This is a genomic window from Plantibacter cousiniae (nom. nud.), assembly GCF_977070315.1.
The window spans coordinates 409,796-433,360 of sequence record NZ_CDRVEU010000002.1 but is presented as its reverse complement, the minus strand read 5'-3'; the positions used below and the strand labels follow the sequence as shown (position 1 = coordinate 433,360).

The window sequence follows — 23,565 nt, the reverse complement described above, 5'->3', positions numbered from 1 at the left end:
TCGCGTCAAAACGCTGCATTTTATGAGCAGACTTTGCTGCATGTCGATGGGCCGGGGTGGGCGTTTGCGCAATAAATGACGCAATCGGTCATTCATTAAGTTGCTGTTAAGTCGCTTTCTGCTCTGGAACCTGCCAAAAACCACATCTCAATTGAATATTCGTGGTGCGCAAGGCCCGCACCGATTAGCATTCCATGCCATTCAGGTCACCGATTCAGGAGTCATGCAATGCTCAAGGGGTTTGTCAGCAAGGATTACGCAGTACTGGTGATCATCGCTTCATTGATCGTCATTCTGCTGCTGGTTGTCGGCTTTACCTCACGTCCGAGTGACTGGGCCGGCTGGATGCAGGCGATCGGTCTGATCGTCGGGCTGATGGCCGCTGTGGCAGTACCGGCCATCCAGCGCAAGCAGGAAGCGGAACTGGCGCACAGGCAGATACGTGACCGAGAAGTGGTTTACGCGCGGCGCATGCAGTACCTGTGCGGCGAGCTGAGCGAACTGCAGGGCCGTATCAGCCTCAACCTGACCCATCTGCGCGCCAGTGACCGGCATAGCCTGAAATACACCTTGCAGGATTACCTGCATCGCCTGTTCGAGTCGCATAAACAGGACCTCAATGATGACCGCGTAGTACTGGCTTACGAATTGCGTCAGGTCGCCAATGACCTCATCGATGAGCTCGACAGTGGCCGTACCGATCGTGTGGTGTTCATGGCGCTGGAGAAACGCCTGCAGAAACTGGCCCATCGCTGTCAGGTCAACGCGGCCATGGCCGAGCGCGGCTGAGTCTGGTCACCGGCTTTTTCCATGGCAAAAAAAAGCCCGCCATCGAAGAGGCGGGCAAGGGATGTGCGGAGCAACGCACGAGGTTTGCAGAAGAAGTCAGCTGTTGAGGGGCTGACACTGCAGTTGCCGCGACAGGGCCTCTGCAACAGGCAATGACGCGAGCGGGCCGCTGACGGGTTCGCCATCCTGAATCAGGTACCAGCAGGCCAACAGGCCGCGCTCTCTGAGCGGGGCTGGAACTGCGCTACCGACGACGGACATGATGTGTACCTTGGCCATAAGTGCCTCCTCAATCCATGGCGCTACTGTAGAGGGCAGGCGGGCAAGTCAGAAATCGACGCTCTCAATAGTGGTCATTGATAACAACGAGGGTTTGGCGCATTGCATTGGCAGCCAATTATGTGAGCACAGCAACGAAAAACCCGCCTTAAAAGGCGGGTTTTTTGTTCTGTTACCAGCGGCCGCGTGGCGGACCGTAGTAATAGCCGGGGCCTGGCGGTGGCCCGTAACGGTGGTAGTAGCCTGGCGGTGGAGGCGGTGGGTAGCGCTCCACAACCTGATAGACCGGGGCCGGCTGGTAATAGACCGGTGGCGGCGCGTAGTAGACCGGCTGCTGTTGCACGTATACCGGCTCGCGCTCGACGTACACCGTTCTGTCGCGACCTGAAGATACCGCCGCCCCGACAACGGCAGCGCCAACGATAGCACCTACCACGGCAGGGCCACCCCAGCCACGGTCAGCATTCGCCTGGCCAGCAAGGGCCAGGGCACCTACAAACAAGGCGATCTTGGGGATTTGACGAATCATGACTGTTCCTCGCTCTCAACCCGTTGTCGCGCGCCTGCATCACTCTCAAGCACTGCCACGGGATAACACTATGACACCGAAATTGTAAGAATCTGCGAAAGTGCTGAGTAAATTTTATGTAAGGTGTGCCGCGTATGTCCTCGCGCTCGCTGGTGCGTAGCATACGCTTCTATCGAAGATTCAAGCCATTACCGTCTGGAGGAAACACCCGATGTCCGTCACTGCTAACAGGGAGACATTATTGTGCATGTCCATGGCCGCCCGTCCCGGCAACTTTGGTGTGCGTTTCCATAATCATCTTTATCAGCAGTTGGGCTTGAACTTCTATTACAAGACTTTCGCCCCCAATGACCTCGCCGCCGCCGTGGCCGGCATACGCTCGCTGGGGATTCGTGGCAGCGCAGTTTCGATGCCCTTCAAGGAGGCCTGCATCGAACTGGTCGACGAACTGGACGCCTCGGCTGCCGCTATCCAGTCGATCAATACCATCGTCAATACCGACGGGCATCTGAAGGCGTTCAACACCGATTACATCGCTGTCGCTCAACTGATGGAGAGTCATGCGGTGCCGCGCAGCGCGTTTGCCCTGCGTGGAAGCGGGGGAATGGCCAAGGCAGTCGCGTTCGCGCTGCGTGATGCGGGTTTCACCGAGGGGCTGATCGTGGCCCGTAACGAGCAGGCCGGCCAGCGTCTCGCAGAGGCGTGCGGCTTTCGCTGGCAAGCAGAGCTGGGCAGCGCGCGGCCACCCTTGCTGGTCAATGTCACTCCATTAGGGATGCAGGGCGCGCAAGCTGACGAGCTGTCGTTTGACCTGCAAGCCATCGACGCCGCTGAAACGGTTTTCGATGTGGTGGCTACCCCGGCCGACACGCCGCTGATCCAGGCTGCACGTCGCCTGGGCAAGCGTGTGGTGAGTGGTGATGAAGTGGCGGCGATCCAGGCACTGGAGCAGTTTGTGCTCTATACCGGGGTGCGCCCGACCGACGAGCAGTATCAGCAGGCGGCAGCCTTCGCCAGAGCCGGCTAGCCGGCAGGTCGGGCAGGGCGCGTTACTCCTCGGCGTGCTCCAGTCTGGCCAGTCGTTCTTCAAGGGCCGCGACCCGTGCCTCCAGCTCATCGATACGCGAGTTGGCCGCCGGACTTGCCGAAGGTCGCTCCGGTGCGTGCTGGCGGGCGGCAAGCAGCTCCTGCAGGGATTCCGGGTCGCCCAGCAGGTGCATGTAACGGTCTTCGCGCTGGCCCGACTGGCGCGGCACGAGCATCGCCAGACCTCTGGCGATCAGACGTTCCAGCTGGTGCACGACCTGCTCGCTGTCCTCGAAGTCGTGCATGCGGTTACTGCGGGTCAGCAGCTCGTTGACGGTCTGTGGCCCACGCAGCAGCAACAGGCCAGTGAGTATCACCTGCGCCGGGACCAGCTCGAGCCCCTTGTCGACCCTGTGTTCCCAGCGATCGGCGCGACTGCCCATGACCAGCCGCGTCAGACCGCGGCCTTCCAGGGCTCGCAGGCTCTGGCCGACCTGACCCTGGGTGAGGTTCATGACCGGGTCACGACTGGTCTTCTGGTTGCAGGCAATCACCAGTGCATTGAGGGTCAGCGGATAGGTTTCCGGGTTGGTCGCCTGTTTCTCGATCAGGCAGCCCAGAATGCGCACTTCAACGCCGTTGAGTTGTAACGCCTCGGCATTCGGGGAGGATTCGGTGGAGGACGATTCGATGGACATGGCGCTTCCCTGAGTGATGGCGGTGGATCAGCGTAGGGCGTGGCGGACATTATTGCCAGTGTCTGCTGCACGGATCTGCAGGGGCGCTGAAAAGTGTCACGGCGTTTGGCGTCATGTGGGTCTATAATTGCGCCTTTCTCAATCAGGATATGTCATGTCTATTTCCCTGTACGCCGCTTCCATTCCTGTCTTTCAGCAAATGCTCAACGCGCTGAGCGACGTTCTGACCAAAGCCGAAGCCTACGCGACCGAGAAGAAAATTCAGCCGCCAGCCCTGCTACAGGCACGTCTGTTCCCGGATATGCTGCCGTTCACCCGTCAGGTGCAGATCGCTGTCGATTTTGCCAAGGGTGCTTCCGCGCGCCTGGCAGGCGTCGAGATCCCACAATACGATGACACCGAAACCACCTTTGCCGAGTTGCAGGCTCTGCTTGCCAAGACACTCGCTTTCATCGGCAGCATCACCCCTGATCAGGTCGACGGCAAGGAAGGCATCGAAATCGTCCTGCGTCCCGGCACTGAAAAGGAAAAGCGCCTGAACGGTCAGGCCTATCTGCTCAGCTACGCCTTGCCGCAGTTTTTCTTTCACGTCACGACTGCCTACGATCTGCTGCGCCACAACGGCGTTGAAATCGGCAAGCGTGATTTCATGGGCAAGTTCTAAAACGCCCGAAATAAAGGGCTTACAGGCTTCTGCCCGAAGGGTGTGGGAGTGACCGGGGCGGCGATCCGTATTGCTCACGAAGTCGATGCATCAAGCGCCCTCTTTCCTGGGGGCTGTACCGGCCTCTTCGCGAGCAAGCTCGCTCCCACGGCCTTCGGCCAGAATCAAAAGCGGACTGGTTTACACCGACGCGTGCTCGGCGTGTGGGTGCAGTTCGTTACGCTTTCACGGAGCTTTGGCGTGAGCTTCGGGTCGTAAAGGATGCACTGTTTAGTCACTGCCTTGCCGGATTGAGAAGTTTCGACGCAGAGCCTCACGAAATGCACGCCAATGCGCAGCATTGGCGTGACACTCATCTTCAAGCCGCTTTAATTTTCCTCCCGCAGGCCGCGCTGTTGCAGCGGGCTGTATTGATGTTGTTCTGGAGTATTCATGTTGTTGCCCATCCTTCTGCTGTCAGCCGCCGGGTTCACCGTGCTGACTACAGAATTCGTTATCGTTGGCCTTTTGCCAGCCGTTGCCCGCGACCTGAATGTCACGGTCTCGCAGGCCGGGCTGCTGGTGACGTTGTTCGCGTTCACCGTCGCCGCCTTTGGTCCCTTTCTGACCGCCTACTTTTCGCGCTTCGAGCGCAAGCGCCTGTTTGTCAGCATCCTGGTACTGTTCGGCTTTGCAAATGTGCTGGCGGCGCTGGCGCCCAATATCGCCGTGATGGGTATCGCCCGGCTGATTCCCGCGTTGGGCTTGCCGGTGTTCTGGGCGCTGGCCAGCGAGACCGCCGTGGACATTGTCGGTCCGCAGTTTGCTGGGCGGGCGATTGCCAGGATCGGTTTCGGCATCGTTTGCGCCACGGTGTTCGGCATCCCCATCGGTACCCTGATCTCCGACGCGTTCGGCTGGCGCACGGCCTTTCTGGTGCTGGCCGGTCTGGCGTTCGCCAAGGCACTGTTGTTGACGGTCTATCTGCCGAAAACGGTTGCCCGGCCGAACCCGGTCTCGATCCTTGAACAGTTCGGCATCTTGCGCAGCCGGATGATGCAGGGGCACGTGCTGCTCTCGGTGCTGGTGTTCAGCGGCATGTTCACGGCCTATACCTACCTGGCGGACATGCTCGAGCGTCTTGCCGGTTTCGACGGCGCTCTGGTGGGCTGGTGTCTGATGGGCTTTGGCGCTGTCGGCTTGCTGGGCAACTCGCTGGGCGGGCGCATGGTCGACCGCCATCCTTTGATTGCCAGCCTGGTGTTCTGCGCTTTCATGGTCGTCGGCATGGTCGCGGTGGTGCCGAGCATTCATTCGGTGGTGGCCTTGCCACTCGCGCTTGCCGTTTGGGGCATTACCCAAGCGGCCTTGTTTCTGGTCAGTCATGTGCGGCTGATCAAGGCCGCGCCACAAGCACCTGCATTCGCGGCATCACTGAACATCGCCGGCGCCAACCTTGGCATTGGCATCGGCGCGTTGATCGGCGGCAGGGTCATTGATCACCTGGGGCTGGGCAACGTCGGTTTTGCCGCTGCGGGCATCATTGTGCTGGCGATTGTGCTGGCGCTGTTGTTGATCAAGCGTGATCCAGGGCCGCTCCCGGCTTAGCCTGCATCGGTAAACAGCTGGTTCCGAGCACTTTCGGCGATGGCGACAACGCCGGGGTGCCTGACCTTGCGCTCCACGGTAATGGCGTAGAACGATTCGGTCACCGCGTCAGTATGGCCAACCACTTGTACGCCATACTGGTTCTGCACTTCGTCGGCGATCACGCTGGGCGCCACGAACACGCCGCTGCCGGATTTGCCGAACGCCTTCATCAGCGCGCTGTCATCGAATTCGCCAATGATGCGCGGCTGAATGCTCTGTTCGGCAAACCAGCGCATCAGTCGGCCTCGAACCACGGTTTCCTGGCCTGGAATCAGCAGCGGTGCGCCATGCATGCACTGCGGAAAATCCGTCCCGATACGCTCCGCCATTTCACGCGTGGCGAAAAAACTGACCCCGCATTCGCCCAGCTTCTGGCTATACCCCTTGATGTCCAGGTGCGGCGGCATGGGGCTATCGGAAATCACCAGATCGAGACGCTGAATGGCCAGGTCTGCCAGCAGTCGTTCCAGCTTGTCCTCGCGACAGGTGATGCGGATTGACTCTTCCAGCGTCATGGTCGGGGCGATCAGGCGGTAGACAATCGACTTGGGCACGACGTCAGCCACCCCAATGCGCAACAGCAATTGCTGTTCATCCGGTTGCGAACGCAGCAGGTTTTCCAGGTCATTGCCCAACTGAAACATTTGTTCGGCGTAGGGCAGGGCGAGGCGACCTGCTTCGGTCATTTCCAGTTGCCGACCGACGCGCTGAAACAGATCGACCCCCAGTGACGCCTCCAGCAGACTGATCTGCCCGCTGACGGTCTGCGCGGTCAGATTCAACTGTTCACAGGCGCGCACGATGCTGCCGGTCTTGGCCACGACCCAGAAGTAGTGAAGTTGGCGGTAATTGAGCATATTTTCTGCCGATTCGGTAAAACCGAAGTATATGCCTTATAAAATCGAATTTTACTTATGTTTCAAGATGTCTAGAATCCGCTCCAATGCCGGGCTGAACAGGCCGCCCGGCTTCACCGACCGAGGAGCCCATGAACAAAGCCCTTTACGCTGTATTACTGAGCGGTTCGCTGCTGGTAGTGGCGGGATGCGATCAGCTAGAGTCTTCCACCAAGCAGATGGTGAACGCCGCCGCCGACAGTGCAAAACAGGTGGTCGATGACACCCATAAAGCCGCGACCCAGGCACTGGACGAGGCCAGGCAGGAACTTTCGTTGCAGGAGCCACCACCAAACTCGGCTGAAACCGAAAACACGTCTGATAAAGAAATCTGACTTATAACTATTGGCGCAGGCAGGGCAGTGATCTATGGAATACCTATTGGAACTCGCAACAAGTCCGGCAGCCTGGATCGCGCTGGCAACACTGGTGGTGATGGAAGTTGTACTGGGCATCGATAACCTGATTTTCATCTCGATTCTCACTAACAAGCTGCCTGAACATCAGCGCGAGAAGGCTCGCAAGCTGGGTATCGGCATGGCGCTGGTGATGCGTCTGGGCCTGCTCAGTACCGTTGCGTACATCGTGCAGCTGACAGAGCCGGTCTTCGAGGTATTTGGTCAGGCGTTCTCATGGAAAGACATGATCCTGATTGCCGGTGGTCTGTTCCTGGTCTGGAAGGCAACGACGGAAATTCACCACAGCATGGACGTCAAGACCGAGGAAGAGAAAGCCCTGGGTTCGGTGGTGGCGCTGAGCATGAGCGCGGCTATCGTGCAGATTCTGATGCTGGACCTGGTGTTCTCCATCGACAGTATCATCACTGCCGTGGGTATGACCGAGCACCTGCCGATCATGGTCATCGCGGTCATCTCTGCTGTCGTGGTGATGCTTGTCGCCGCCAACCCGCTGGCCAAGTTCATCAACGACAACCCGACGGTGGTCATGCTGGCCCTGGGCTTCCTGATCATGATCGGTATGACGCTGATCGCCGAAGGTTTCGGCGCCCATGTGCCAAAGGGTTATATCTATGCGGCCATGGCCTTCTCGGCAGCCGTTGAAGCCTTGAACATGCTGGTACGCAGGGCAAGACGCAAGAAAGCCGCTACTCAGGTGTCCACGCACTGATAGCTGGCGAAACTGTAAAAAAGGTCGGCCCTGGCAACAGGGTCGACCTTTCGCGTTCAAGTTGCTGGCAAATACGCTGATGAGGGCAGATCAGCTAAACGCTGCTCACGCCCTTGTAAGTCAGTTGGCTGCTACAGCGGGAGCCTTGAGATGTTTTGCAAGGACTGGCCGCTTTGCCACGCGCGACTCGACACTGCGTGGCTGGTGATGGCGACGGGATACGCGCATCACCCCCCACAGCATCGCACTGGCAACGGCAAGCCACGAGGCGATCAGCATCACGATTGTCAATTCCAGGCTCATAAGTGCCTCCACATTCCTGCTTTTTGTTGCGGTCTTGATAACTGACAGTCTAGTACGGGGCATGTTTCGGTTAATTGACCAGTGGCATCGGGCTATGAATTATTTTCGCCATTCCGCTGACCGGGGTGCCGCGCGCGGCTATACCCGGAACCCGGTCGGCTCTATCATCGGTGCTCAGGTCGGGTCGCGGGTTGCCCGATAACAGTTGAAGTGAGTGAACATGCTGTCGGTTTCTTTCAATACCGGTACTGCCGGTGCACTGCGTTCATGGTTGATTGCGGCCTTGCTGACGGGCCTTGCTGGTTGTTCGTCGATGGTTACGCCGGAGATGAAACGCCTTCCGGACCGGGTCGAGCTGACGTCGATTCCGTTCTTTCGGGGTAATGCCTATCAAAGCGGCCCGATGGTGCTGGCTAGCATGCTGGCCAACCAGCAGGTGCAGACAACGCCCGGTTTGCTCGACAAGCCGCTGCAACTGCCGGGCGCCGAGGACCGGCTCGAACAGAACATGCAGAAAGTCGCGCGTGAATACGGGTTCATGGTTTACCCGCTTGATGGCCAATTACAGGACCTGCTGACTCAGGTCTCGGCGGGTTATCCGGTCATGCTGCGTTTTGCCCAGGGCTCTGCGCTGTGGAAAGGGCCGCGTTATGCGGTGTTGATCGGCTATAACCGCATCAAGGAGACCGTGCTGCTCAACGCAGGCATGGATCGTCGCTATTCAATGAGTTTCAGCAGCTTCGCGTCGGCCTGGAAGGACGCGGGCAGTTGGGCGGTACTGATTCAGTCGCCCCGGCAGTTGCCGGCCAATGTCGATGCGCAGCGCTGGCTGCAGGCGGCTGAAGCGTTATCGACATCAGGACAGGAGCAGGCGGCGGGCGAGGCGAAAAGAACGCTGGCACGCGGCGTTAAATGAAATCAACGCGGCAGGAACAAAAACGGCACCGATAAGGTGCCGTTTTACGTTCAGCAAATCTAGAAACCGAGTCGGTCACGCAAGCTGTAATACCATGCGCCCAGCGCGGTCAGCGGGGTGCGCAGCAGCTGTCCGCCGGGGAACGGGTAGTGGGGCAGGTCGGCGAACGCATCGAAGCGCTCTGCCTGACCGCGCAGCGCCTCGGCCAGTACCTTGCCGGCCAGGTGGGTGTAGGTCACACCGTGTCCGCTGCAGCCCTGCGAGTAATAGATGTTGTCGCCCAGTCGTCCGACCTGGGGAAGACGAGACAGGGTCAGCAGGAAGTTGCCGGTCCACGCGTAGTCGATCTTCACGTTCTTGAGCTGCGGGAACGCCTTGAGCATTTTCGGCCGGATGATGGCTTCGATATTGGCAGGATCTCTGGCACCGTACACCACGCCGCCGCCGAAGATCAGGCGCTTGTCGGCGCTGAGGCGGTAGTAATCCAGCAGGTAATTACAGTCTTCGACGCAGTAATCCTGCGGCAGAAGTGTCTTGGCCAGTTCATCGCTCAACGGCTCGGTGGTGATGACCTGAGTGCCGCACGGCATCGACTTGGCCGCCAGCTCCGGGACCAGATTGCCCAGGTAGGCATTGCCGGCCACGATAATGAACTTGGCCCGGACCCTGCCTTGCGCCGTATGCACCACAGGGTTTGCCCCGCGCTCGATACGAATGGCCGCTGATTGCTCGTAGATCGTGCCACCCAGTGTTTCAACGGCCGCCGCTTCACCCAGCGCCAGGTTGAGGGGATGAATATGTCCACCGGTCATATCCAGCAACCCGCCGATGTACTGATCACAAGCCACGACTTCATTGATCCGGCGCTTGTCCATCAACTCGAGGCCGGTGTGCCCATAGCGCTCCCAGAGCCGCTGCTGGGCTTCGAGATGCGCCAGTTGCTTGCTGGTCAGCGCTGCGAATACACCACCATCTTTCAGGTCGCACTGAATGCCGTAACGGGAAACCCTATCGCGAATGATGGATGCGCCTTCGAAGGCCATCTGCCCGAGCAACTGCGCCTGGCGTGGCCCCACGGTTCGCTCGATGACATCGATGTCGCGGCTGTAGCTGTTGACGATCTGCCCGCCATTACGGCCTGATGCGCCGAAGCCGACCTTGGCCGCTTCCAGCACCGTGACCCGAAATCCGTTTTCCAGCAGGAACAGCGCGCTGGACAAGCCTGTGTAACCGGCTCCGATAACACACACGTCAGTTTCGACTTCGCCCTGCAGCGCGGGACGTTCCGGGGCAGCATTGGCTGAAGCCGCATAGAAGGACTGCGGGTAGGGCGTGTTTGCCATCCTGAGACTCCGTTTAATATTCTTGACGATGGCGGCAATCGTACCCGAGATATAAAAGCTCTGCCAGCAGCAGGCGAAAAGAGTCGTTGCCTGTAGTTTGGCAAAAAACGCTGTATTTCATAGGGTTAGCAAAAAAACAGATTGACAGGTATTCGCATATCCGTAGAATGCCGACCCACAGCAGGCACGTAGCTCAGTTGGTTAGAGCACCACCTTGACATGGTGGGGGTCGTTGGTTCGAGTCCAATCGCGCCTACCAGACAAAATCCGCTCTGCTGGGCGGTATCAAAAGGGTCAGCCGAGAGGCTGGCCCTTTTTTGTTTTGCCAATGATCGAGTAAACGCGCGTGTTGCGCAGTCCTCCCTGAATACTCATACGATCCTGTCTAAGCGTGCCTTCGTACTCAAATCCGACCCGCTCGGCGAGTCTCTGGCTGGCTTTGTATCTGCCTTGCATAGTTTCCAGTCCGGCGTCGGGGGCGGGCCCAGGATGTCTTGAATCATAATGACGATTCCGTCACTTCTCAGCCTTGCATAGCGATTCGTGATAGCGGGCCCGTCTTCGGAGGCAGCGTTGCTTTCATTGTCGCTTTGAACCGGGCCTGACCCGTTATCAACCACCAGTGCGGCCACGTCATCGTCCATGATTTTTTCTCCTGAGTGATGCATAGGTCGACGCCTATGACGCTAGCAAGCGTTATTGGGGCTGGATGATGAGTGATACTGGTAAATATGCTAGGTAAGGTTTCAAAAGGTGGGTGAACACAAGAAGGCCGCACGATCAGCGTGCCGGTAAGGCGAAAGGAATCCGATGTCGCGTGATCACTGGCAGGAGCCTTAAAAAATTCACGTATTCAGAGAGTTACTGCAAAAAAGCGTTTGACAGGCAATCGAATATCCGTAGAATGCCGACCCACAGCAGGCACGTAGCTCAGTTGGTTAGAGCACCACCTTGACATGGTGGGGGTCGTTGGTTCGAGTCCAATCGCGCCTACCAAACAAAATCCGCTCTGCTGGGCGGTCGAGAGGGGAATCCGAAAGGATTCCCTTTTTTGTTGCCTTGAGAAAACGTTCACAATCTATAGGCATCGTTCACACACTGCAATGGGAACGTCCGTTCTCGTTCAAATCATCGTTCACACGAACGTTCACAGTGGCATTCACACGAGTAAATGTGAACGACCATAGCTAACCTACTGATCTGTATAGCCTGATCACCTTCTTGTTAAGGTGGTGCTCATTGTTCGTGGCCTCACAATGGCAAGCTTCTAACCAACTGAGCTACGTGCCTGCTGTGGGCTGGACGCTACCCGACCCCTCTGTGGAATTTTCTTGACGCTCAAGGCAAGTGCCAATTTCTGTGTGCGTGGGGCCATCAAGGCGAGAGGGGTAGGCAGGGGGTTAGGGGCTGTCCTTTCTTATGCATTGCTGGTCGGAAATTTCTATGAAAAATTATTGACGTGGTGTATGTATGGCGCAAGGCCATCCCTTGTCTGAGGTGTAGGAGGTACTGTGCAAAATCTTCTCAAAAGTCTGATGCTGCTATGGAGAGAGAGAAAATTCGGAGATGAGATAGCAGACCTGCTCGGAGTAAACAGACGTCTATTCCACAGCGCTATGGAAGAGGGTGGTTGCCGGTCTCACATGGTGAGGTTGTGCATATTGCGTGATGGGGGCGTGTCGAAAGTATTGATTGCTGTTGATTGTTGCAATTACTTGCTACCAGGTCTCAGGAGGTTAGAGAATAGATATGGACAGCAGGTATTGATAGAAACAGGTAGGGCGAATTTAATGGCCTATATTATAGAGAATCGATAGCTATAGAGTTGGAGTACGCAACTGAGTTGAACACTCACAAGAGCCATTCGCTGGTTGCAAATGTCTAATCTGTCGGGCAGGAAGTGCTATGGATGATGAGCGCAGGAAGAGTATGAAGTTGGTTATGAAAGCAACAGCAGGCTATCATCCTGTGGGGGTTTTGTGTAACTGGGTTTTGATTAATTTCCTTTTTGCGTGTGTTGCGATAGCAGTATTCAAGGGTAAGGTGTTGAGTGCATTGCTTGTTTTCTTTGTGGTGTTCCTGATCAGGCAAGTGGCTATGTATATGCTCACTCTGTATCTCGTCAGAAAGTATGTTAAAGAAAAGTGAATGTGGTCCTAGAGCTTTAGGTACAATGCACCCCACCTCTTTTAATAAATAATTCTTTCAGTTTGGTGACACTAGGGTCAGTCTTCGGAAGTCAGCTTCCCATTCCTCGGTCACTTTGGCTTCTTTAGCTAGATGGCCTTCAATGTCTTGTTTCTTTGGCCGACCTACTGGTCTGGTTACGCCAGCAATCTTAAGTAGTTCCTTGACAGCAGGTATGCTTCCTTCGTTAAGCGCATACTTCAATGACTCAAGTGACTTGTCGAACCAGTAGAGTCGATGTTCTTCTTTCCATCCTTGGTTTTCTGCATGGCTATCTAGCAGGGCTAGACTAACTCCAAGTGTCTTGGCTAGCTCAATGTGTGAGTAGGCTTCTACGTATTGCTGCTTGTGTTCGTCTTGAATATTCATATTGTTCTCTTTGGTTTAAGTAAGTGTGGTAGTGGGCTTTCAGCAGGAGTCACTGCGTGACAGCAGAAGCAAGAGCACGCCACGTAGTGGTATACGCAATAAAGAAAGATCAAGAGCGATACATGCTGGTAAGTAGTCCGCTTTTGATTCTCTCTTTTATGCGTGCTCTTGTCAGCTATGCTGACGTTGCTTTTGCTTTTAAGAAAGATCCATCGATAGATGGTGGTCTAAGGATGGCATCTAACTTAATGTCCTGAGAAGGGAGTAGCACCTGTCAGCTTGCTGACGTTAAGGTGTTCTTAGAAATTTGCCAATTTCTCTTAAGGGGTCTTTAAGAGTTTTTGGGAAAAAGTAATTCTGACGTTGATCAATTCAAGCGGCATCTATAAGTTCCTTATATATCCGAGCGTATTAATTCCTAGATCATACCTTGGTTGATCTTCAACGAGTAATCACTAAGCGTCCCTGCGGGACAAGTATATCGATGTCTCTCTATATCCGAGCGTATTTAGAAATGTTAGGGAGGGGGCAGCTCCCCTTGTCTCTGGATGGTACGTTCAAAGACTGGTAGGTCTTTCGTGAGGAGGGGGGTAGAAAGTTCCTCTCTACTATCCGACCGTAATTAATACCAAGGTGGTTACCTCTTGGTACGTTAGTGGTGAGTCATAGAGGCGGTAGCTCCTCTACTATCCGAGTGTATTGATAGTTCTGTTGACGACTGATAGGATTGGGCTGAGCTGTAGCAAAATATGGTGTTCCCCATATATCCGAGCGTATTATAATCTAGGTGGGGAGGGATACGATTCAGCAAAGCTAACTTCAAACTCTAGTAGTCCTTTGATGCTAGGGTTACGCTCAAGGAAAAAGCTCATGCCGCTAATTGCATGCCTAGCGCATTGACATACTCTACGTGCTTGCTGGGGACTCATGGGTGTAAGCCCTTCTAGGTGGATAGTGGCTATGACTATTTCAGTGCTGACGATGTCTAACATACAAGCTTTCAGAACATGAGAAGGGCTAGTATTCATTGTGCCATTGCTAACTCCTCCTGCTGTCATACAGGAGCCGTAGACGTAATCATCAAGCCAAGTATTGTGCTCACTGTTTGCCACCTTGAAGTGCTTAGCATATGGGTTGAACATTGTCTTAGGCTTAGGACCTCTCTTAACTTTGATTTCTGTTGTCCCTATAGTCTGCTTATAAGGAGATTGCTCGCAAGGGGTAAGGAGACAGATAGCAGACTTATATGGAAGGTTGCAGTTTCGAGCAGTTGGATAATCATAAGGAACCTCGGGTATGGCATGAGTGGTGTACTCCCCTAAGACTTCACCGCTGAGTTTGTCTAAGACATAATCACCTACACGAATGGTTCTTTGTAGTTGAGTAACAATATCTCTGATGTCGCTAGGTTGGTGACTTAGCATAAAGAGTGTTCTTCTTGTTGTCTGTAAGCTCCTGAGAGCGTTTTTAGGAGGCGTTAGGGATAAGGCTATACCTTACGTGAGAGTGCTGTGAGACGCTTGCAGAGGCTTGCTGATGTCGTCTCTCTTGATGTCGTTTAACTATTGCTATCACGTATTAATTAGTAGTAGCGTTTTCTGGCTTGATCAATGTGCTCAATCGAAAGGTTGGAGATGTATCCAACTGCTTGTGAGGAAACTCGATACTTTAAAGAAAGCGCATAGATTGCTTTGGGGCTTCCTCTAGCGGCCACAAACTGTTTGGCAAGTCCTCTCTGTATGATGAGTGGGGTAAGGTGTTTCTTGTTGTACTCTGCATCGGGGATGTGTATGTAGTCATCGTCTGAATTCATGTTAGCGCTCTAAGCAAGGCAAGCCATGTAGCTCACTGCTATTCTTGTGATTGTTAAGAGGGTTAGGCAGGTGGTATACACGATGAAAGCTGTAACCAACCAGCTAATGATTGTCTTCATTTGCTTGGCTTGCGTGCTTCCATGTCATCAATGATCTTATGCAAGGCAAAGGCTGATGTGAATGTACCTTCCAATGGTGAATTCTTAGGAAGGCCTACACAGACATAGCTTCCACGCTGATGCATCTGATAGCTTACGCCCTTGTAAGTCTTCACTTCACCTACAAGGCTATTATTACTTAACTCTGCCTGTTCAATCATGGCCTTGAGCTGGGCCTTACGATGTTCCTGATACTGACGCTCACCTTCTGATAGATAGTAGTTCATTCTTGGACCCCTAGTCGCTTATAAACACTTGCCTTAATTGCTTTCATAGCATCAGTTTGGTTCTTGCCTGTGGCTGCTGGCCCACTTATGATGCTTCTCGTTACGCCAGTGAAGTTCCCTTCGCTATCATACTGGTTATTGCTAAGCTTATTGGTGGTTCGATCAAGGCGTGCTTGCTGTACTGCCACTTGCATATCCAGACTCTCTCGGATCAGCGGATCATTCTTATAGAGACGCTCAAGAGTGGCTTGCTTAACTTCTTTCATCGTGGCTACTGCATCCTTGGAACTGTCAAGGGCTCGGAGAGGGCGTGCCTCCTGCTCTAGCACCCAGCCTGAGTTATGAGCAATCTGTTTTACTTCGTCAAGGGAGCGTCCTGTTTCTTGTGCCAATGCTACAAGGTCTTCGTGTTTGTATGTACGCATGTGTGTGTTCCTTAATAGAGAGAGTTTACTTAGAGAGTGATGATACGATATTGATATCGAGCTGAATGGGCCTTGCCAGTCTTTCTACGCTCAACCATTGCTGTTGCTACCAGATGTTTTAGAACGCCTTCTACAGAGCGTCTGGGGAGCCCTGTAGCAATACAGAAGTCAGCGCTTGAGATAGTAGACCAACCAAAGACATCAGCCTGATTACGAACCATGAGCCAAATGATCTTTCTTGGTAGTGTATTAAGTTGATTGTGTTGCAGAGCAACAATCTGTTCTAAAGTAATAGACATTTAGTCTTACCTATAAGTGAGTTAGTAAAGGCAACCCCCTATATCCCCCACCGTGATTGGGCGTGATATTATCTAGGAGGAAGTCTTGTGTTCCTACATCGCGTAATGGCGAGTGATGAGGGGTGGTGCTAGAGGGTGGAGCTAATGAGAGGGGAGGCGCTAAGAGAAAACTTTGTCTTGTATTATACTATACCTGGATTCTAGGGAAAACCGGACAAACTAAATTGAGAAAAACTTCTCCTACGCATACTAGACCTGATTTTTAGGCAAAAGTCCTCAAACTATTTTCACATGCCGTAAAGTCATTATTTGCTGGGGTGTACTCACAGTCTATATAATACTATACCCCGATTTTAGGGAATTCCCCTCAAACTAAATTGAGATATTTATCTCACTCACATATACCTATACCTAAATTTCAGGCAAAAGTCCTCAAACTATTTTTCAAAGGGGGCTAATTAGTTTGCTTGATTGGTATGCTGTGGGTGTCTCTACGCCTCCTGTAAGGCTCTGTAAGGCGCGCTATAAGTGAAGCCTGCAACTGATGAGGGTTTTACTCTAACGCCTCACCAGCGAGCTTGTAGGGCCTCAGTCAATCAGGTGTAAGACGTCCTTAGCATTCAGGTGAGAGTATCTGGCGACAGACCTAGTGTCCCTGTGTCCCGACACAATCATTATCTGAGCGTTGTTAAACCCTCTCTTAGCTACATTGGTTATTCTTGTATGCCTGAGCTGGTGTAGTCTGACATTACTATCAAGGTTAGCTGCTGTCCTAGCTCTCCTGATGGCCTGAGAGACGCTGTGAGGCGCTACTGAGAACAGTCTGCCTCTTTGTATGCGTTGTGCTATGGCGAGTCTCTGAGCCTCTTTCAGTAGCTCTATCGCACGTAAGGTCAGGGGCACTGAGCGTGTACCATTCTTGCCATCTACTACGTCCACAATCCTCTGTCCCAAATGCAGGCAGTTAACTGTCAGCTTCAGTATCTCAGAACGACGCATGGCTGTTTCATATGCAAGCTCTGCTATCAGTGCCATTGTGGGTGATAGCTCATTGAGGATTAGACGTAGCTCACCAGCAGTCACCACCTTGTCGCTGGACTTGTCAGGCTTAGGTAGGGTGATATCACAGACAGGGTTAGGTATGTCTATCAGCAAGCCACGTTTAGCGTACTTGAAGAACCGAGAGAGGAACGCTAGTTGGTGTCTGCATGTGGCTGCCTTGACGGTCTGTAAGCGCATCAGTTTGAAATCGTTTACGAGCTTAGGGGTTATGTCATGAATTGACTGAGGGAAGGCGTGAGCTAGTTGCTCAACTATCTGGACAGCATGGGTGTAGGAACCCTTGCCCTTGAGGTGGGAGTCACAGTAGGTCATGCCCAATGTGAAGATGGTGTGGTGCTTATGGTCTTTGATGACAGCCTCAAGCTTGTCAGCCCATGCCTGAGCCTCAGCCTGTGTAGAAAATGTCTTCGACTGAGGGGGTTTCCCTTTTAATCTGACCTGAGCGTTCCAGTTGCCTGATGGTAGGGAGCGGATGTTAGCCATGTTGACGCCTCATGATGTGAATGGGCGTTCTCTCAAGGCCATAGCCTGTATGGGCTAGGGGGTATTGCTCCTCTCCTTGACATGGTGGGGGTCGTTGGTTCGAGTCCAATCGCGCCTACCAAACAAAATCCGCTCTGCTGGGCGGTAAAAAAAGGGTCAACCGAAAGGTTGGCCCTTTTTTGTTGTGCTTGCGTTACCCGTAGAAAGTGCCAGCTCTCGTGCCAATGCGAGTATTGGCACGAGAGCGTGAGCTGCTTCAGGGAATCAGGCGGTCACGACGCAGCTTTTCAAACACGTCGAAGAACGCATCGTCACTGGCCTGAAATGCCGTGAAGCCCAGTTTGCGGCTCTTCGACATGTCAGTGACTACTTCAATCGGACGGCCGAGATCGGCATCGCTGTGCCATGGCGAAATCAGGCGGTTGATGTCACTTTCCTTGAGCTGATGCTCGCGAACAATGTCATCCCAGATTGCTTGATCGTTGGCCATCTGCGTTTCCAGCGGGGCTGGCTCGCTCGGGAAATCGGCTGGCTGCAAGCCGAAGTATTCGGCGATCTGTCCCCACATCCAGCTCCAGCGGAACACATCGCCGTTGGTGATGTTGAACGCCTGATTGGCCGCTGCAGGTGTGGTCGCGGCCCACAGTTGCTGGCGGGCCAGCTGCCGCGCATCGGTCATGTCGGTCAGGCTGTCCCACTGCACACGTGAGCCCGGGAACACGAAAGGTCGGCCCGTGGCTTTACAGATCGAGGCGTAAACGGCCAGAGTCGTCGCCATGTTCATCGCGTTGCCGACGGCGACACCGGTCACGGTGTGCGGACGATGGACGCTCCAGGTAAAGCCATCCTTCTCTGCGGCAGCGAAGACTTCGTCTTCCTGGGCGTAGTAAAAGTTCTCGATATCGAGGCGCGCCTGCGATTCCCTGAACGGCGTTTGCGGCAGGGTGCCTTTGCCATACGCTTCAAACGGGCCGAGGTAATGCTTGAGGCCGGTCACCAGCGCGACATGCTTGACACTGCCAGCGGGCCGCACAGCGTCCAGCACGTTACGCACCATCGCGGCATTGACTCGGATGTTTTCTGCTTCAGTGGCCTGACGCGACCATGTCGTGATGAAAACGTGGGTGGGCTTTAAATCAGCCAGAGCCACACGTACGGACTCCGGGTTCTGCAGGTCTGCAGCAACCGGGATCACGCCGGGCCGCGCTGACGGGCTACGGGAGAGGGCGGCAACCTGCCAATCGTTTTCCAGTAACAACTGCGTGATTGCGCTGCCGACAATGCCACTTGCGCCAACAACCAGGGCGGTCTGAGTCATAGGGGTCTCCTGAGACGGGGAAGAAAGTAATGAACCGTCTGCTGTCTCAGAACAGAATCAGGCCATACCGTTCAACCCGATTGTCCCGATTACCCCGTCACGTGGCTCCGTGCACCGGAAACGTCTTCGGACTCGTTGGCATATGACTTGACGATGGTTTTGGTCGCACTGCTGGCTTTCAGGTCGTCAAGTTTCTGCGGCGCAAGCCATTTGCAGGCGGCAATTTCGTTCTGCGGCGATGGCTCGCTGGAGGCTGGAACCTGAGCGGTAAAAACGTAGTGGGCCACTTGATCTTTCTCGTACACATCGAGGTACAGAAGATCAAGGTCAGCAAGCCCGGTTTCCTCGCACAGTTCACGCACTGCGGCCTGGAAGGGCGTTTCACCCGCTTCAATCCTGCCGCCGGGCAATGCCCAGCGGGATTTCGGTTTGCGCACGTAAAGGACCTGGCCGTCACGTTTGCAGATGACTGTCGCGCGTTGTTTCATAATCCGTTCACCTGTTAAACGTCCGTTGACATGAGTATCTGCAAGGACTGCGTGAACTTGAGACTCAAAGACAGTCAGTAGTAGTCACCAAAATGTAATAAATAGTTCATTTTGGCGGGTGCGCCGCTCAGGTCTTGGCGTGAAACAGACAGAACGAGTCGCACAGCAGGCGGGTTGCCGAGGTCTGCAACCCGTTTGCTGCATTAGAGTATGGACGTCAGTGGGTGGTTAGCCGCGTTCGGTTCACCGGGGGCGACGTACGGCATGTCCGTGCGCTCAGCCTTCCCTGGCTGTTGGCTGCACGTCAGGCATCGTTCGAGTCGGCAGCCGCTTCCTGCTTGAGGCTGTCCATGTCGATGACAAAGCGATACTTGACGTCGCCCTTGAGCATCCGCTCATAAGCCTCGTTGATGTCCTGCATGTTGATCATTTCGATGTCGGAAACGATGCCGTGCTCGGCGCAGAAATCCAGCATTTCCTGGGTTTCCTGAATGCCTCCGATCAATGAGCCAGCCAGGCTGCGACGTTTGAAGATCAGGTTGAACACCGCTGGTGACGGATGCGGTTCTGCCGGCGCGCCGACCAGTGTCATGGTGCCGTCGCGCTTGAGAAGAGACAGAAAGGCGTCCAGATCATGCGGCGCTGCGACCGTGTTGAGGATAAAGTCCAGGCTGTTGGCCTGAGCGGCCATCTGTGCCGCGTCTTTGGATACGACTACTTCGTCGGCGCCCAGGCGCAAGCCATCTTCTCGCTTGTTGGGGGAGGTCGTGAACAGCACAACATGTGCGCCCATGGCGTGGGCAATCTTGACGCCCATGTGGCCGAGACCGCCAAGCCCGACAATGCCGACTTTCTTGCCCGGGCCGACCTTCCAGTGGCGCAAGGGGGAATAGGTGGTGATACCCGCGCACAACAGCGGCGCTACGGCGGCCAGGTTGGCATCATGAGAGATGCGCAAGACGAACTTTTCCTTGACCACGATCTTGTCGGAGTAGCCGCCGAATGTGTTCTCGCCGCCAAATACCGGGCCATTGTAGGTGCCGGTGAAGCCGCTCTCGCAATATTGCTCGTCACCCTCGGCGCACGATGTACATTGCTGGCAGCTGTCGACCATGCAGCCGACGCCAGCCAGGTCGCCGACCTTGAATTGCTTGACGTCGGAGCCGACCGCCGTGACCCGGCCGACGATTTCGTGACCCGGAACAGAAGGATAGAGTGTGTTGTGCCACTCATTGCGCGCAGTGTGCAGGTCCGAGTGGCACACGCCGCAGTAAAGGATGTCGATCTGAACATCGTCAGCGCCGGGCGAGCGACGTTCGAATTGATGGGGTTTGAGTATGTCTTGGGCAGATTGCGCTGCGTAGCTGTACGTCTTGACCATTACTGTCACCTGTTCAATTGAATAAATGTAACGCCGTACGACAGCATAGCCGAGCCTTGCTGCACGGCAATGCACCTGAATCTGACACATGAGGGAGCCGTGTAGTGCCCTGCGTCACACAAGCGTCATAGGGGAATACAAGGGTCTGCCAAAAAGGTATGAACTTTGCAACAATGCCTGACACGCTTGTAATCTCTGGTCATTATTTTAAGGATGACCGCCGTCGGCTCATGCATCTGGGTGTTTCCATGACAGTCTCACTTCTGGCCACGGGCCTTTGCCCAAGCGTAGCGTGCACCTCACGTACTCCCGGCAGCGCCTTGGCAGCCAACCGCGACCGATTCTCCTGTCACGCGTCCATCGAAGCACTCATCAGCGCCGCACGCGAGCAGATAGCGGATATTGCCTGGGCTGCCTACGCCGCTGGCGAACTGAAATGCCTGCTCGGACAGGGCGACAACACCGTTGTCTGGCCAGCACACATCGCGGCTGAAGACTTCGAAGCGTATTGCGCTCAATTGCAGCTGCATTGCCGGGTCGCAGGGCAGGGCGAGGGCGTGCTGGGCTGGGTGTTGGCACCGATGGCCGACAAAGACCACCCCCTGCTGGTGGATCTGGCCGCCAGACTGGGCTCGCTGTTGCAGACCGCCGCGTTGATCCGCGCGCAGAACACTCAGCGGGTTCTGTATGAAATCAGCCTGCTGGCCAGCTCTACGCTGGACCGCGGCGCTTTTCTGCAAGGCATTCATGAGCAATTGGGGGCGCTGATCGATGCCGAGAACTTCTACGTTGCGCTGTATGACCGGCAAAGCGGCAAGATCACTTACCCTTATTACATTGACCGTTTCGATGACGAAGCGATGGCTCACGAGACGTTCGAGTTTATCGACGCTGACCGGATGTCGCTGACCGGGTATGTCTTGAGCAGCGGGCAGCCTTTGTTTCTCGATGCCGCCTGCATCGAACTGGCCAAAGCCGAAAACCGCTTTTACTGCGTCGGACGTCTGCCCGAGTTCTGGATGGGCGCGCCCTTGAAAAATGCATCGGATGAAGTGTTCGGCATGGTCGCGATGCAGGTTTACGATGTGTCTCGTGTCTACAGTGCCCAGGATCGTGCATTGTTCGCCGTCGTGTCGCGCCATGTGGCGATGGCACTGGACCGGCAGTTGCGCCGAACTGACCTGGAACAGGTGGTAGCCCTGCGCACGCAACAACTTTCTGCAGCCAATGACGCGTTGCGTCAGGAAGTCAGGGATCGCGAGCGTGCCGAGCATCTGCAGAGTGCCCTGTTCCAGATTGCCGAGCTTTCCAGTCAGCCCGGCGACATGAACGAGCTTTTCTGCAGCCTGCACATGATCGTCGGCGAGCTGCTGGTGGCGCTCAATTTCTATATCGCGCTTTACGACAGCACGACGGGCGAAGTGACCTTTCCGTATTACATTGACGAGTTCAAGCCCACGCCGCCGCGTTCACGACGCGGGCAGCGAGGGTTTACCGAGTATGTGATAGGCCAGCGGCGACCGTGCCTGATCGATTACGATGAAGCCCGCAGGCTGGAAAGCCTTGGCGAGATCGAGGTCCAGCGACAATCCGGTCGTTGTTCTTCATGGCTGGGCATTCCGCTGTTCGACGGCGGACAGGTTCGCGGCGTGCTGGTGGTGCAGAGTTATTCCAAGGACGTCAGCTATACCTTGCGCGATCAGGAACTGCTCACCTTTGTTTCTCGTCACATCGATACGGCACTGTCCCGGCGCAGCGCGGCAGACGCGATCCATACCGCCAATGTCTTGCTTGAAGCCAGGGTTCGAGACAGGACCCGTGAGCTGGATCGGGCCAACGCCAGACTGCAGCACGAAAACTCCCACGACTCGCTGACCGGGCTGCCCAATCGCAGCCATTTGCAATATCGCCTGAGGCATGCCTGGCAGGACTTCTGCCGCGATGGCCAGCAACTGATCGTCATGTTCATCGATCTGGATCGCTTCAAGATGATCAATGACAGCCTTGGCCATCACTGCGGCGACATCCTTCTGGTGCAGGCCGCCGAGCGTTTGCGCAGTTGCATGCGCGAAAAGGACCTGTTGGCGCGGCTGGGCGGTGACGAGTTCGCCGTGTTGAGCATCGACACGCCGTTGCAGACCGGCACGGAGATTGCCCAGCGAATACTGACGGCGTTCGAGCAGCCGTTCGTGATCGATGATCACACGGTTTTTTCCTCCTGCAGTATCGGTGTGGTGGGCGCCGACAGCCGCTTCCATCAGGAGCCGGCTGACCTGCTGCGCGATGCCGATACCGCCATGTACCGGGTCAAGAATGGTGGCCGGGACAGCTTCGCGGTGTTCAATCAGGCGTTGCGTCGCGAGGTATCGGATCAGGTCGAGCAGGAGGGCGCCTTGCGCACGGCGCTGAAACGTACGGATCAGTTGATTCCCTATTTTCAGCCGGTGATTTGCGTCAATAGCGGAAAGTTGCTGGCGTTCGAGGCGCTAATCCGCTGGTGCATGCCTGATGGGCGAATCGTCGGGCCAGAGAGCTTTCTACCTGCGCTAGAGGGGCTGCGTCTGATTGGCCGTCTGGACTTTTACATGCTCAAGCGTGTGGTTGCCATTCTGGCGCAACCCGAAAACGGTCATTGGCCACCCGTGCATGTGAACTGTTCGAGTTACAGCATCACCCGTCCGGCATTCGCGGCGGAAGTGCTGGCGATGCTTGCCGAACACAATGTTGCGCCCGAGCGTCTGTGCCTGGAGCTCACCGAAGGCGCACTGGTGGCCGATCCCGAGCAGGCACGCCTGTCAATGAAGCTTCTGGCCGAGCACGGCATGTCGGTCATGCTCGACGATTTCGGCGCGGGCTTCTCTTCGCTCAGCTACGTGCACCAGTACCATTTCAGCGGATTGAAAATCGACAAGTCGTTTATCTTCGGCCTGGCTTCCAGTGTACGCAGCCGCGCGATTGTGCGTGCCATCGTGCGCATGGCCGAATCCCTTGATCTGACCGTGGTTGCCGAAGGGGTCGAGGACCGTGAAACCCTTGAGCTGCTGCGTGAGATTGGCGCCACACAGGCGCAGGGCTACTACTTTTCCGAGCCGCTGCCGATCGAGCTGTTGAATATCAACACCGGCCGTGCGGCAGGCTGACGCTCGGCCAATAC

At 55.3% G+C, this 23,565-nt stretch carries 25 protein-coding genes and 2 tRNA genes; 12 read left to right on the top strand and 15 right to left on the bottom strand.

The genetic code is table 11. The features are described 5' to 3' along the window. Positions 1–228 precede the first annotated feature (228 nt). Entirely contained in the window at positions 229–789 is a 561-nt protein-coding gene (locus ACW55A_RS05505; protein ID WP_498810689.1) for a hypothetical protein, read from the top strand. Between the two features lie 96 nt (positions 790–885). Here the strand turns inward: ACW55A_RS05505 and ACW55A_RS05500 are convergent, their stop codons facing one another. Together ACW55A_RS05500 and ACW55A_RS05495 are read right to left on the bottom strand one after the other, a co-directional pair. Further along, entirely contained in the window at positions 886–1,068 is a 183-nt protein-coding gene (locus ACW55A_RS05500; RefSeq protein ID WP_003434175.1) for a hypothetical protein, read from the bottom strand. 172 nt (positions 1,069–1,240) lie between these two features. Then, a complete protein-coding gene (locus ACW55A_RS05495) occupies positions 1,241–1,597 on the bottom strand; it encodes a hypothetical protein (protein WP_003410180.1) in 357 nt (118 codons plus the stop codon). A 211-nt stretch (positions 1,598–1,808) separates the two neighbouring features. Here ACW55A_RS05495 and ACW55A_RS05490 point away from each other — a divergent pair, with 211 nt between their 5' ends. Beyond that, entirely contained in the window at positions 1,809–2,624 is an 816-nt protein-coding gene (locus ACW55A_RS05490; protein ID WP_455809010.1) for a shikimate 5-dehydrogenase, read from the top strand. A 22-nt stretch (positions 2,625–2,646) separates the two neighbouring features. Here ACW55A_RS05490 and ACW55A_RS05485 read toward each other — a convergent pair whose 3' ends face one another. After that, a complete protein-coding gene (locus tag ACW55A_RS05485; RefSeq protein ID WP_003369295.1) occupies positions 2,647–3,321 on the bottom strand; it encodes a YceH family protein in 675 nt (224 codons plus the stop codon). Positions 3,322–3,475: 154 nt separating this feature from the next. Between ACW55A_RS05485 and ACW55A_RS05480 the strand changes: the two genes are divergently transcribed. Together ACW55A_RS05480 and ACW55A_RS05475 are read left to right on the top strand one after the other, a co-directional pair. Then, positions 3,476–3,985 (top strand): DUF1993 domain-containing protein, encoded by a 510-nt coding sequence (locus ACW55A_RS05480; protein ID WP_003369297.1) that lies wholly within the window; start codon positions 3,476–3,478, stop codon positions 3,983–3,985. Between the two features lie 432 nt (positions 3,986–4,417). Next, a complete protein-coding gene (locus ACW55A_RS05475; RefSeq protein ID WP_003434173.1) occupies positions 4,418–5,572 on the top strand; it encodes an MFS transporter in 1,155 nt (384 codons plus the stop codon). On the opposite strand, the gene nhaR is transcribed toward ACW55A_RS05475, so the two are convergent. Beyond that, positions 5,569–6,471 (bottom strand): transcriptional activator NhaR, encoded by a 903-nt coding sequence (gene nhaR / locus ACW55A_RS05470; RefSeq protein WP_003369301.1) that lies wholly within the window; start codon positions 6,469–6,471, stop codon positions 5,569–5,571. The two genes, ACW55A_RS05475 and nhaR, sit on opposite strands and share 4 nt — an antisense overlap. 131 nt (positions 6,472–6,602) lie before the next feature. On the opposite strand from nhaR, the gene ACW55A_RS05465 reads away from it, so the two are divergent. Both ACW55A_RS05465 and ACW55A_RS05460 read left to right on the top strand, forming a co-directional pair. Next, complete coding sequence (locus ACW55A_RS05465; protein ID WP_455809009.1) at positions 6,603–6,845, top strand: hypothetical protein; 243 nt, start codon at positions 6,603–6,605, stop codon at positions 6,843–6,845. Positions 6,846–6,891: 46 nt separating this feature from the next. Further along, positions 6,892–7,638 (top strand): TerC family protein, encoded by a 747-nt coding sequence (locus ACW55A_RS05460; protein ID WP_498810690.1) that lies wholly within the window; start codon positions 6,892–6,894, stop codon positions 7,636–7,638. A gap of 120 nt (positions 7,639–7,758) precedes the next feature. Here the strand turns inward: ACW55A_RS05460 and ACW55A_RS05455 are convergent, their stop codons facing one another. Then, on the bottom strand, positions 7,759–7,941 hold the full coding sequence (locus tag ACW55A_RS05455; protein WP_044309624.1) for a hypothetical protein: 183 nt from the start codon (positions 7,939–7,941) through the stop codon (positions 7,759–7,761). Positions 7,942–8,161: 220 nt separating this feature from the next. Between ACW55A_RS05455 and ACW55A_RS05450 the strand changes: the two genes are divergently transcribed. Continuing rightward, entirely contained in the window at positions 8,162–8,857 is a 696-nt protein-coding gene (locus tag ACW55A_RS05450) for a hypothetical protein (RefSeq protein WP_003434171.1), read from the top strand. A 59-nt stretch (positions 8,858–8,916) separates the two neighbouring features. On the opposite strand, the gene ACW55A_RS05445 is transcribed toward ACW55A_RS05450, so the two are convergent. After that, positions 8,917–10,200: an NAD(P)/FAD-dependent oxidoreductase gene (locus ACW55A_RS05445; RefSeq protein ID WP_003369311.1), complete on the bottom strand. Its 1,284-nt coding sequence runs from the start codon at positions 10,198–10,200 to the stop codon at positions 8,917–8,919. Positions 10,201–10,382: 182 nt separating this feature from the next. Between ACW55A_RS05445 and ACW55A_RS05440 the strand changes: the two genes are divergently transcribed. The 3 genes from ACW55A_RS05440 to ACW55A_RS05430 all read left to right on the top strand — a co-directional run bounded on the left by ACW55A_RS05440 (position 10,383) and on the right by ACW55A_RS05430 (position 12,348). After that, positions 10,383–10,459, top strand: a tRNA-Val gene (locus ACW55A_RS05440). Positions 10,460–11,119: 660 nt separating this feature from the next. Continuing rightward, positions 11,120–11,196 (top strand) — tRNA-Val (locus ACW55A_RS05435). Between the two features lie 909 nt (positions 11,197–12,105). Next, positions 12,106–12,348 (top strand): hypothetical protein, encoded by a 243-nt coding sequence (locus ACW55A_RS05430; RefSeq protein ID WP_498810691.1) that lies wholly within the window; start codon positions 12,106–12,108, stop codon positions 12,346–12,348. 57 nt (positions 12,349–12,405) lie between these two features. On the opposite strand, the gene ACW55A_RS05425 is transcribed toward ACW55A_RS05430, so the two are convergent. Then, positions 12,406–12,756 carry a hypothetical protein gene (locus ACW55A_RS05425; RefSeq protein WP_261795080.1) on the bottom strand — a complete coding sequence of 117 codons (351 nt, stop codon included), beginning with the start codon at positions 12,754–12,756 and terminating at the stop codon, positions 12,406–12,408. 56 nt (positions 12,757–12,812) lie between these two features. Between ACW55A_RS05425 and ACW55A_RS05420 the strand changes: the two genes are divergently transcribed. Next, positions 12,813–13,013 carry a hypothetical protein gene (locus ACW55A_RS05420; protein WP_498810692.1) on the top strand — a complete coding sequence of 67 codons (201 nt, stop codon included), beginning with the start codon at positions 12,813–12,815 and terminating at the stop codon, positions 13,011–13,013. A 1,325-nt stretch (positions 13,014–14,338) separates the two neighbouring features. Here the strand turns inward: ACW55A_RS05420 and ACW55A_RS05415 are convergent. The 8 genes from ACW55A_RS05415 to ACW55A_RS05380 all read right to left on the bottom strand — a co-directional run bounded on the left by ACW55A_RS05415 (position 14,339) and on the right by ACW55A_RS05380 (position 20,411). Continuing rightward, entirely contained in the window at positions 14,339–14,569 is a 231-nt protein-coding gene (locus tag ACW55A_RS05415; RefSeq protein WP_099259000.1) for a hypothetical protein, read from the bottom strand. A gap of 116 nt (positions 14,570–14,685) precedes the next feature. Continuing rightward, on the bottom strand, positions 14,686–14,955 hold the full coding sequence (locus tag ACW55A_RS05410) for a hypothetical protein (protein ID WP_498810693.1): 270 nt from the start codon (positions 14,953–14,955) through the stop codon (positions 14,686–14,688). Continuing rightward, the gene (locus tag ACW55A_RS05405) at positions 14,952–15,380 is read right to left on the bottom strand and encodes a hypothetical protein (RefSeq protein WP_498810694.1); all 429 of its coding nucleotides are present in this window, start codon (positions 15,378–15,380) and stop codon (positions 14,952–14,954) included. Before ACW55A_RS05405 ends, ACW55A_RS05410 begins: the two co-directional genes overlap by 4 nt. Before the next feature lie 29 nt (positions 15,381–15,409). Continuing rightward, entirely contained in the window at positions 15,410–15,679 is a 270-nt protein-coding gene (locus ACW55A_RS05400; protein ID WP_080267605.1) for a hypothetical protein, read from the bottom strand. 588 nt (positions 15,680–16,267) lie between these two features. Then, positions 16,268–17,224, bottom strand: a complete 957-nt coding sequence (locus ACW55A_RS05395) for a tyrosine-type recombinase/integrase (RefSeq protein WP_498810695.1) — start codon at positions 17,222–17,224, stop codon at positions 16,268–16,270. A 256-nt stretch (positions 17,225–17,480) separates the two neighbouring features. Continuing rightward, positions 17,481–18,542: an SDR family oxidoreductase gene (locus tag ACW55A_RS05390; protein WP_003434169.1), complete on the bottom strand. Its 1,062-nt coding sequence runs from the start codon at positions 18,540–18,542 to the stop codon at positions 17,481–17,483. Positions 18,543–18,631: 89 nt separating this feature from the next. After that, positions 18,632–19,030 carry an NUDIX hydrolase gene (locus ACW55A_RS05385; RefSeq protein WP_003369317.1) on the bottom strand — a complete coding sequence of 133 codons (399 nt, stop codon included), beginning with the start codon at positions 19,028–19,030 and terminating at the stop codon, positions 18,632–18,634. A gap of 304 nt (positions 19,031–19,334) precedes the next feature. Further along, on the bottom strand, positions 19,335–20,411 hold the full coding sequence (locus ACW55A_RS05380) for an NAD(P)-dependent alcohol dehydrogenase (protein ID WP_498810696.1): 1,077 nt from the start codon (positions 20,409–20,411) through the stop codon (positions 19,335–19,337). A gap of 248 nt (positions 20,412–20,659) precedes the next feature. Between ACW55A_RS05380 and ACW55A_RS05375 the strand changes: the two genes are divergently transcribed. Beyond that, on the top strand, positions 20,660–23,551 hold the full coding sequence (locus ACW55A_RS05375) for a bifunctional diguanylate cyclase/phosphodiesterase (RefSeq protein ID WP_498810697.1): 2,892 nt from the start codon (positions 20,660–20,662) through the stop codon (positions 23,549–23,551). The last annotated feature ends 14 nt before the right edge of the window (positions 23,552–23,565 follow it).